General features: G+C 71.0%; 7 protein-coding genes. 5 read left to right on the top strand and 2 right to left on the bottom strand.

Going from position 1 to position 10,221, the window contains the following annotated elements:
- From AB0F81_RS48140 to AB0F81_RS48125, 4 genes are all read left to right on the top strand, one after another.
- Positions 1-3,468, top strand: a 3,468-nt coding sequence (locus AB0F81_RS48140; protein ID WP_360210627.1) for a multifunctional oxoglutarate decarboxylase/oxoglutarate dehydrogenase thiamine pyrophosphate-binding subunit/dihydrolipoyllysine-residue succinyltransferase subunit, incomplete at its 5' end; no start/stop codon positions are given.
- 58 nt (positions 3,469-3,526) lie between these two features.
- Positions 3,527-3,706 (top strand): DUF6104 family protein, encoded by a 180-nt coding sequence (locus AB0F81_RS48135; RefSeq protein WP_360210625.1) that lies wholly within the window; start codon positions 3,527-3,529, stop codon positions 3,704-3,706.
- 304 nt (positions 3,707-4,010) lie between these two features.
- Positions 4,011-6,083, top strand: a complete 2,073-nt coding sequence (gene pta / locus AB0F81_RS48130; RefSeq protein WP_360210623.1) for a phosphate acetyltransferase — start codon at positions 4,011-4,013, stop codon at positions 6,081-6,083.
- Positions 6,080-7,198 (top strand): acetate kinase, encoded by a 1,119-nt coding sequence (locus tag AB0F81_RS48125; RefSeq protein WP_360210621.1) that lies wholly within the window; start codon positions 6,080-6,082, stop codon positions 7,196-7,198. Before pta ends, AB0F81_RS48125 begins: the two co-directional genes overlap by 4 nt.
- A 308-nt stretch (positions 7,199-7,506) precedes the next feature.
- Here AB0F81_RS48125 and AB0F81_RS48120 read toward each other — a convergent pair whose 3' ends face one another.
- A complete protein-coding gene (locus AB0F81_RS48120) occupies positions 7,507-7,668 on the bottom strand; it encodes a hypothetical protein (protein ID WP_360210619.1) in 162 nt (53 codons plus the stop codon).
- Between the two features lie 113 nt (positions 7,669-7,781).
- Here AB0F81_RS48120 and AB0F81_RS48115 point away from each other — a divergent pair, with 113 nt between their 5' ends.
- Positions 7,782-8,666: a chlorophyllase gene (locus tag AB0F81_RS48115; protein ID WP_360210617.1), complete on the top strand. Its 885-nt coding sequence runs from the start codon at positions 7,782-7,784 to the stop codon at positions 8,664-8,666.
- A 490-nt stretch (positions 8,667-9,156) separates the two neighbouring features.
- Here the strand turns inward: AB0F81_RS48115 and AB0F81_RS48110 are convergent, their stop codons facing one another.
- Positions 9,157-10,101, bottom strand: a complete 945-nt coding sequence (locus AB0F81_RS48110) for a zinc-binding dehydrogenase (RefSeq protein ID WP_360210615.1) — start codon at positions 10,099-10,101, stop codon at positions 9,157-9,159.
- Between the last annotated feature and the right edge of the window lie 120 nt (positions 10,102-10,221).

The following is a 10,221-nucleotide window of genomic DNA, read 5'->3' as shown; positions in this document are numbered from 1 at the left end:
CCCAAGCCGGTGACCCCGCCCGCGCCCGCCGCCAAGCCGGCGCCGGCCAAGCCCGCGGCACCCGCCGCCAAGCCCGCGGCCGCGGAGAAGCCCGCCGCCAAGCCGTCGGTGGACGGGGCGAAGACCACCACCCTGCGCGGTGTCGCTGCCAAGATCGTCCAGAACATGGAGACCTCGCTCGAGGTGCCCACCGCCACGTCGGTGCGCGCGGTCCCGGCGAAGCTCATGGTGGACAACCGCATCGTCATCAACAACCACCTCTCGCGCGGCCGCGGTGGCAAGGTCAGCTTCACCCACCTGATCGGCTGGGCGCTGATCCGGGCGGTCGTCGCCCACCCGGAGATGAACAACTCGTTCGCCGAGATCGACGGCAAGCCCGCGCTGGTCCAGCCCGAGCACATCAACCTCGGCATCGCGATCGACCTCGCCAAGAAGGACGGCTCCCGCACGCTGGTCGTGCCGTCCATCAAGAACTGCGAGACGATGGACTTCCGGCAGTTCTGGCAGGCGTACGAGGACGTGGTCCGGCGCGCCCGCCGCAACGAGCTGACCATGGACGACTACTCCGGGACCACGATCTCGCTGACCAACCCCGGCGGCATCGGCACGGTGCACTCCATCCCGCGTCTGATGAACGGGCAGAGCGCGATCATCGGCGTCGGCGCGATGGAGTACCCGGCGCCCTACTCCGGGATGAGCGACGAGACCCTGGCCGACCATGGCGTCAGCAAGGTCACCACGCTGACCAGCACCTACGACCACCGGGTCATCCAGGGCGCGCAGTCCGGCGAGTTCCTCAAGGTCATGCACGAGCTGCTGCTCGGCCAGCACGGTTTCTACGACGACATCTTCACGGCGCTGCGGATTCCGTACGAGCCGGTGCGCTGGGTGCGCGACGTGGCCCGCACCTCCGAGGGGCAGATCGACAAGGCCGCCCGGGTGGTCGAGCTGATCCACGCGTACCGGGTGCGCGGTCACCTGATGGCCGACACCGACCCGCTCGAGTTCACCATCCGCAAGCACCCCGACCTGGACGTGCTGCAGCACGGCCTGACCCTGTGGGACCTGGACCGGACCTTCCCGGTCGGCGGTTTCGCCGGCAAGCAGAAGATGAAGCTGCGCGACGTGCTCGGCGTGCTGCGCGACAGCTACTGCCGCCGGATCGGCATCGAGTACATGCACATCCAGGACCCGGAGGAGCGCCGCTGGGTCCAGGAGCGCATCGAGGTCAAGTACACGAAGCCGGACACCGAGGAGCAGAAGCACATCCTGCACCGGCTCAACGCCGGCGAGGCCTTCGAGACCTTCCTGCAGACCAAGTACGTCGGGCAGAAGCGGTTCTCGCTGGAGGGCGGCGAGTCGCTGATCCCGCTGCTCGACGCGGTCCTGCAGTCGTCGGCCGAGGCCGGTCTCGACGAGATGGTGATCGGCATGGCCCACCGCGGCCGCCTCAACGTGCTCACCAACATCGTCGGCAAGCCGTACGAGAAGATCTTCAACGAGTTCGAGGGTCAGATGGACCCGAAGTCGGCGCACGGCTCCGGTGACGTCAAGTACCACCTGGGCCAGACCGGCAAGTACACGACGCCGGACGGCGAGCACTCCACCACCGTCAGCGTGGTCGCCAACCCGTCGCACCTGGAGGCCGTGGACCCGGTGCTGGAGGGCATCGTCCGGGCCAAGCAGGACCGCCTCGACCTGGGCCTGCACGGCTACACGGTGCTGCCGGTGCTGGTGCACGGCGACGCCGCGTTCGCCGGCCAGGGCGTGGTCGCCGAGACGCTGAACCTGTCGCAGCTGCGCGGTTACCGCACCGGCGGCACGGTCCACGTGATCGTGAACAACCAGGTCGGCTTCACCACCGCCCCGGAGTACAGCCGCTCCTCGATGTACTCGACCGACGTCGCCCGGATGATCCAGGCGCCGATCTTCCACGTGAACGGCGACGACCCCGAGGCCGTCGTCCGGGTCGCCAAGCTGGCCTTCGAGTACCGGCAGGCGTTCAACAAGGACGTCGTGATCGACATGATCTGCTACCGCCGGCGCGGTCACAACGAGGGCGACGACCCGTCGATGACCAACCCGCGGATGTACCAGATCATCGACACCAAGCGCAGCGTGCGCAAGCTCTACACCGAGGAGCTGATCGGCCGCGGTGACATCACCGTGCAGGAGGCCGAGGAGCAGCTGCGCGACTACCAGGGCCGGCTCGAGGAGGTCTTCAAGGCCACCCGCGACTCGGCGGGCAGCCCGCCGCGGCCGCACATCATCGCCGAGGAGCGCGAGCCCGAGGTGGAGACCGCCGTCGACCCCGGCGTGGTCCGCGCGATCGGCCAGGCGCACATCGAGCTGCCCGAGGGCTTCACCCCGCACAAGCGGGTCCAGCAGCTGCTCGACCGGCGGGCCAAGATGGCCACCGACGGTGGCATCGACTGGGGCTTCGGTGAGCTGATCGCCTTCGGCTCGCTGCTCAACCAGGGCGTCACGGTCCGGCTCGCCGGCCAGGACTCCCGGCGCGGCACGTTCACCTCGCGGCACGCCGCGATCGTCGACTCGAAGACCGGCAAGGACTTCCTGCCGCTCTCCTCGATGATCACCGGCAACGCCCGGTTCTTCGTGCACGACTCGCTGCTGAGCGAGTACGCGGCGATGGGCTTCGAGTACGGCTACTCGGTGGAGAACCCGGACGCGCTGGTCCTCTGGGAGGCCCAGTTCGGTGACTTCGTCAACGGCGCCCAGTCGATCGTCGACGAGTTCCTCTCCTCCGGCGAGGTGAAGTGGGGCCAGCAGTCGTCGCTGGTGCTGCTGCTCCCGCACGGCATGGAGGGCCAGGGCCCGGACCACTCGTCCGGCCGCCCCGAGCGGTTCCTGCAGCTCTGCGCGCAGGACAACATGCGGGTGGCGAACCCGACCACCCCGGCGAACTACTTCCACCTGCTGCGCCGCCAGGCCCTGTCCAGCAAGCGCAAGCCGCTGGTGGTCTTCTCGCCGAAGTCGCTGCTGCGTCACAAGCTGGCGACGTCGTCGGTCAACGAGTTCACCCAGGGCACGTTCCAGCCGGTGCTCGGCGACGGCGGGATCAACGGCACGCCGCTGGACGCCGGTTCGGTGAAGCGGGTCCTGCTCTGCTCCGGCAAGGTCTACTACGACCTGTTCCAGGCCCGGGCGGACCGGGGCATCACCGACACCGCGATCATCCGGATGGAGCAGATCTACCCGCTGCCCGTCGAGGAGCTGAAGGCGGTGCTGGCGCAGTACCCGAACGCCGAGGACTTCGCCTGGGTGCAGGAGGAGCCGGCCAACCAGGGCGCCTGGTCGTTCGTCGCGCTCAACCTGCTGGAGCACCTCGAGGGCGTGCGGCTGCGGCGGATCTCCCGCCCGGCGGCGGCCGCCCCGGCGGTCGGCTCGGCCAAGATGCACGAGGCCGAGCAGGCCGCGCTGATCGAGGCCTCGCTGCCGCGTCCGTAAGCACACGGTGAGAGGGGGCGCTCCGCTGCGGCGGGGCGCCCCCTCTTACTATCCGCACATGTACTTCACCGATCGTGGCATCGAGGAACTGGTCGAACGGCGCGGCGAGGAGACCGTGACCCTCGAGTGGCTGGGTGAGCAGCTGCGCACGTTCGTCGACCTCAACCCCGAGTTCGAGACCCCGATCGAGCGTTTCGCCACTTGGCTCGCCCGCGACGACGACGAGGACGAGGAGTGACCGTCCGCAGCAGGCGGATCAGCAGCTCCAGCTGAGCGGTCATCCCCGCCAGGTTGCCGTTCATGCTCCCCAGGCGGTCCTCCATCGCCGCCAGCTCGGTGACGATCGCGTCCCTCAGCCGGTCCGCCGAGGTCGCCTGGGCTTCCAGAACCTTGATTCTCTCGTCGATCTGCCACCCCAACGCGACCTCCCCTGGTCGACCAGCGACTACTAGGCACTACGCTAGTTTGCACGTGACGGGCGTCATCCACAAGACGGGACTTTCGGCCCGTACGAGAGGGTGGGCGGCCGGTAGGTTGATGGCGTGGCACGCAGTGTTTACGTCGCGGGCTTGGGCCCGGGTGTCGGCAAGGGGACCGTGGCTCTCGGCATCGTCGAGCTGCTCTCCCGGCAGGTGGCGCGGGTCGGCGTGTTCCGCCCGCTGGTCTCCGGCAGCGGGCAGGATCCCCTGCTCACGCTGCTGCGCGAGCGCTATCCCGGCCCGGTGGCCTACGAGGACTCCTTCGGCGCGACCATCGCCGAGGCGACCGCGCTGGTCGCCGACGGCCGCCGCGAGGAGCTGATCGGCCGGATCGTCGAGCGTTACCGCGAGGTCGAGCGACAGAGCTCGGCGGTGGTGGTGATCGGCAGCGACTTCGTCGACAAACCACAGGAGGGCCGCGAGGAGCTGCCCCGTGAGCTCGCCTTCAACGCCCGGCTGGCGACCGAGTTCGGCAGCGTGGTGGTGCCGGTGGTCAGCGGCGAGGGCCGAGGCCCCGAGTCACTGGCGGCCGCCGCGCGTAGTGCGTACCACTCACTTGACGATCTGGGCGCGACCGTCGTCGCAGTGATCGCCAACCGGGTGCCCGACGCCGCCCGTGGCGGCGTGCCGGACGGGCTGGCCGTGCCTTTCTGGGCGGTGCCGGAGGTGCCGGCGATAGCCGCGCCGACGGTGGGCGAGGTGGCCACCGCGCTGGGCGCCACGGTCTTCTCCGGCACACCCGGCGCCCTCGACCGCGACGTGCTCGACTACGTGGTCGGCGCCGCCCAGGTGCCGACCGTGCTGGAGCACCTGACCGAGGGGGCGCTGCTGATCACCCCCGGCGACCGGGCCGATCTGCTGGTCGCCGCGAGCGCCGCGCACGCCGCCGGCACGGTCACCCTGGCCGGCCTGATGCTGACCCTCGGCGAGCCGCCCGACGAGCGGGCCGTGCGGGTCATCGAGCGTCTCAACACCGGGCTGGCCATCCTGATCGCCGAGTCCGACAGCTACCACACCATCTCCGCGGCCGGCCGCATCGAGGCGCAGCTCAGCACACCCCGCAAGGTGGACGCGGCGCTCGGCGTCTTCGAGGAAAATGTGGACACCGCCGAGCTGACCGGCCTGCTGGACGTGGCACGTTCCAGCCGGGTCACCCCGCTGATGTTCGAGAACGACCTGATCGACAAGGCCCGCGCCGACCGCCGGCACCTGGTGCTGCCCGAGGGCACCGAGGAGCGGATCCTGCGCGCCACCGAGACGCTGCTGCGCCGTGGGGTCGCCGACCTGACCCTGCTCGGCGACCCGGACGAGATCAACCGGCGGGCCCGCGAGATCGGGGTGGAGATCGGCGGGGCACGGCTGGTCGACCCGGCGACCAGCCAGTGGCGCGAAGACTTCGCCGGCCGCTACGCCGAGCTGCGCAAACACCGCGGCGTCACGCTCGACCTGGCCTACGACGTGGTCCGCGACGTCAACTACTTCGGCACCCTGATGGTCGCAGCCGGGCTGGCCGACGGCATGGTCTCCGGCGCCACCCACACCACGGCCGCGACCATCCGCCCGGCCTTCGAGATCATCAAGACGGTGCCCGGCCTGTCGGTCGCGTCCAGCGTCTTCTTCATGCTGCTCGCCGACCGGGTGCTGGTCTATGGTGACTGCGCGGTCAACCCCGACCCGGACGCCGCGCAGCTGGCCGACATCGCGCTCTCCTCGGCACAGACCGCGGCCGCGTTCGGCATCGAGCCGCGGGTCGCGATGCTGTCCTACTCGACCGGCAGCTCCGGCTCCGGCGCCGACGTGGACAAGGTGGCCGCGGCCACCGCGCTGGTCCGCGAGCGCCGCCCCGACCTGCCCGTCGAGGGCCCGATCCAGTACGACGCGGCCATCGACCCGGCCGTCGCCGCCGCCAAGCTGCCCGGCAGCGCGGTGGCCGGCAAAGCCACCGTCTTCGTGTTCCCCGACCTCAACACGGGCAACAACACCTACAAGGCGGTGCAGCGCTCGGCCAACGCGGTGGCGGTCGGCCCGGTCATGCAGGGCCTGCGGCGCCCGGTCAACGACCTGTCCCGCGGCGCCACCGTCAAGGACATCGTCAACACAGTCGCCATCACGGCGATCCAGGCGGGAGCGAGATGACCCGGGTTCTGGTGCTCAACAGCGGCTCGTCGTCGCTGCGCTACCGGCTCTTCGACGGCTCGGAGGTGCTGGCCAAAGGCCTGATCCAGCGGATCGGCGAGGCCGGCGGGGACGCGGCCGACCACGGTGAGGCGCTGCAGCGGCTGATGGACACCGTCGACCTGACCGGACTGGCCGCGGTCGGGCATCGGGTGGTGCACGGCGGCGACCGGTTCACCGCGTCCACCGTGATCACCGACGAGGTCGCCGCGACGATCGAGGAGCTGATCCCGCTCGCGCCGCTGCACAACCCGGCCGCGCTGACCGGCATCAAGGTCGCCCGCAAACTGCTGCCGGACGTGCCGCAGGTGGCGGTCTTCGACACCGCCTTCCACGCGAGCATCCCACCCGAGGGGGTGTTCTGGGCGGTCGACCGGGATCTGGCGCAACGCTGGGGCCTCCGGCGGTACGGGTTCCACGGGACCTCCCACGCGTATGTGTCGAGGGAGACGGCCCGGCTGCTCGGCAAACCGCCCGCCGAGACCAATGTGATCACCCTGCACCTGGGCAACGGCTCCAGCGCCACCGCGGTCCAGGGCGGCCGCAGCGTGGCCACCTCGATGGGCATGACCCCGCTCAGCGGCCTCGTCATGGGCACCCGATCGGGTGACATCGACCCCAGCCTGGTCTTCCACCTGCACCGGGTCGCCGGTCTGCCGCTCGACGAGATCGAGGACATGCTGACCCGGCGGTCCGGCCTGCTCGGCCTCACCGGCGACAACGACATGCGGACCGTGCTGGAGCGCCGGGCCGCCGGCGACGCCGAGGCCGCCCTCGCCTTCGACGTCTACTGCCGCCGCCTGCGCGAATACGTCGGGTCCTACCTGGCCGTCCTCGGCCGGCTGGACGCGATCACCTTCACCGCCGGCGTCGGCGAGAACTCGCCGGACGTGCGCAGCGGCGCCCTCACCGGGCTGGAGGCGCTGGGGATCGCCATCGACCCGGAGCGCAACGCGCGCAACGAACTGATCATCTCCCCGGACGGCTCACCGATCACCGTCTGTGTGGTGCCGACCGAGGAGGAGTTGGAGATCGCCGACGAGGCTCGCCGGGCGGTCGGGTCAGCCGAGAGCTAGCGTCCGGCTCAGCCGGAACGAGCGTCGCGCAGCGTCGGCTCAGCCGGAACCAGCGTCGTTCAGCCGGAACCAGCGTCGCGCAGCGTCGGCTCGGCCGGGAACCAGCGTCGGCCCAGCCGGAACCAGCCGGGAGCCGGCATCGGCTCGGCCGGAACCAGCCGGGAGCCGGCATCGGCTCGGCGTCGGCTCAGCCGGGAGCCGGCATCGGCTCGGCGTCGGCTCAGCCGGGAGCCGGCATCGGCTCGGCGTCGGCTCAGCCGGGAGCCGGCATCGGCTCGGCGTCGGCTCAGCCGGGAGCCGGCATCGGCTCAGGCGAGAGCCAGCCAGGCGACCAGCGCGATCAGCACGACGGCGACCACGCCGCCGATCACCAGCGGGAGCTTGGACGGCGCGGAGGCCTCCGGCGTGGTGCGGGTGAACGCCCGGAACGCCTCGGTGTTGCCACTCGGGTCGACGTTGTTGTCAGACATGCGCCGACCCTAGCGAAACCGGTCAAGGATGGCGAAGTCCAGCACCTGATCGGCGGAACCGGGTGTGACTTCGGCGACGGGCAGCTTGATCACGGCACGGCACAATGGGTCAGGTGTTACGTCGTGCCGTTGCCGCCCTGACCGCTCTCGCCGCTGCCGCGGCGCTGTCCGCCTGCACCTCGAAATCGGAGGACCCCGACGCCACCTCGCCCGCCGGCTTCTCGGGAAGCGCCACGCCGGAGGCCACGTCCGCCGGCGCGCCGCAGCAGAACCTCCCGGTGCAGACCCAGGAGCTGCAATTCAACCGGGACGGCAGCCGGCCGTTGCCCACGAAGGTCTGGCTGCCGGCGTCCGGCGGACCCTACCCGCTGATCTATTTCAGTCACGGGCTCACGTCGCAGCCGGACGACTACGCCGATCTGCTGAACGCCTGGGCCCAGGCCGGGTTCGTGGTGGCCGCACCGAAATACCCGCACACCTGGAACCAGGCCCCCGAATACCGGGCCGATGACGTGGTCAATCAGCCCGCCGACGCGCGGTATGTGATCACCGAGGTGCTGAAGGCGCTGCCCGCTCAGATCGATCCGAACCGGATCGCGGCCGCCGGGCACTCCGCTGGGGCCATCACCACGATCGGTCTGTTCAGCGGCAGCCGGGACGAGCGCCTCAAGGCCGGCGTGCTCCTGGCCGGACGGCAGATGCCGGAGCCCGCGCCGTTCTCCGGCACGGCGGCGCCGCTGCTGTTCGTGCAGGGCAAACTCGACACGACGGTGACCTACGAGCAGGCGTACGGCGCCTACAACGAGGTGACCTGGCCGAAGGCGTTCCTGGAGATCCCGCAGGGCACCCACCTGCCGCATCGGGACCAGCCGGTGGTGGTCGCCACGACTACGACGGACTTCTGGCGGTGGGCGCTCTACGGGGACGAGGCGGCCAAGGCGCGGCTGCCCCAGGACGCTGCCGCGACCGGCGCCGCCGGCCTGACCGGCACCCTCTGAATCCACAGGGCACCGCTCGCCTCCAGCCACCCAGCTGTCACCCAGCGCTGCCTCAAGGGCTCGCAGGCAGCACTGAACGACAGCCGACCAACGCGGCTGACACCCACCGCTGCCCACGAGCCCGCGAGCAGCACTGAACGACAGCCGACCAACGCGGCTGACACCCAGCGCTGCCCCACGAGCCCGCGAGCAGCACTGAACGACAGCCGGGCAACGCGGCTGACACCCAGCGCTGCCCCACGAGCCCGCGAGCAGCACTGAACGACAGCCGACCAACGCGGCTGACACCCAGCGCTGCCTTACGGGCCCGCGAGCAGCACTGAACGACAGCCGACCAACGCGGCTGAGGTCCGGCGCTGGGCCGGGCGAGGGCGAGCAGCTGCGCTTCCGGTGGGCACGATGGGCGGCCCGCAGCGGCGGATGATCACGCGGCTCGAGCAGGGACGGGGCGGCGGGGCGGCAGGCGGCGGGTTACGCGTACCGAAAGGGATCAGGCGTGGTCGAGGGCGACCTTGCCGAACACATCGCCGGAGGCGAGGCGGGCGAAAGCCTGCTCGACCTCGCCGAAGGCGAAGGTCGAGTCGATCACCGGCTGCACCGTGCCGGACGCGCACAGCTCGAGCAACTCCGCCAGCTCGGCCGCGGTGCCCATGCTGCTGCCCAGGATCTCCAGCTGCATCGCGAACACCCGCCGCAGGTCCACCTCGGCCTGGTGACCGGCGGTCGCCCCGCACACCACGATCCGGGCGCCCGGCGCCGCGCATTTCATGGAGTGTTGGAAGGTCGGCGCGCCGACTGACTCGATCACCACGTCGACGCGTTCCGGGAGGCGCGCGCCGGGTTCCACGGCGGTGGCGCCGAGGGCGGCGATCTTCTCGCGTTTCCAGGGCTCACGGCTGGTCGCGTAGACCCGCTTGCCGAGGGCCACCCCGAGCGCGACGGCCGCGGTCGCCACGCCACCACCGGCTCCCTGCACGAGGACCGCGCCGGCTTCGGCGACGCGGCCGCGGCTCACCAGCATGTGGTACGCCGTGAGCCAGGCGGTCGGCAGGCACGCCGCCTCCACGAAGGACACCCCGGCCGGCTTGGGGATCAGATTCTCGCGGGGCACGGCGACCTGCTCGGCCAGCGTGCCCGGGTGCCGCTCGGAGAGCAGCGAGTAACCACGCGGGTCGGCCTTGTCCTCGACGACCGGGTAGATGACGACCTCGGCGCCGTCCGGGTCGACGCCGGCGGCATCGCAGCCGAGGATCATCGGGAGCCGGTCGGCGGGCAGGCCGACGCCGCGCAGTGACCAGATGTCGTGATGGTTGAGGGAACTGGCCCGCACCCGCACCGGCACCCAGCCGTCGGGTGCGGAGAGGGGCAGGTCGCCGACGGTGAGGCCGCTCAGCGGCGCGTCGGGCTGGAGCGAGGAGGCGTAGGCGGCGCGCATGAACTGACCTTAGTCTCCGTTAACACGGCGCGCCGCCCTCACCGCAGAGCGAACTGTCAGGCGGGCTGCGGCGCCGGTGCGGGCGCCGCCGCGACGGCCCGCCGGGCGACACCGTCCTCG

It is taken from the genome of Actinoplanes sp. NPDC024001 (assembly GCF_040638955.1).
In the GTDB taxonomy this organism is placed as follows: domain Bacteria; phylum Actinomycetota; class Actinomycetes; order Mycobacteriales; family Micromonosporaceae; genus Actinoplanes.
The sequence above is the reverse complement of the archived record's forward strand: the minus strand, read 5'-3'. Positions and strand labels throughout refer to the sequence as shown.

Bases quoted from the DNA above. Each gene is read 5' to 3' on its own strand.
- AB0F81_RS48135 (WP_360210625.1), top strand. From the start codon at position 3,527: ATGTACTTCACCGATCGTGGCATCGAGGAACTGGTCGAACGGCGCGGC.
- AB0F81_RS48125 (WP_360210621.1), top strand. From the start codon at position 6,080: ATGACCCGGGTTCTGGTGCTCAACAGCGGCTCGTCGTCGCTGCGCTAC.
- AB0F81_RS48120 (WP_360210619.1), bottom strand. From the start codon at position 7,668: ATGTCTGACAACAACGTCGACCCGAGTGGCAACACCGAGGCGTTCCGG.
- AB0F81_RS48110 (WP_360210615.1), bottom strand. From the start codon at position 10,101: ATGCGCGCCGCCTACGCCTCCTCGCTCCAGCCCGACGCGCCGCTGAGC.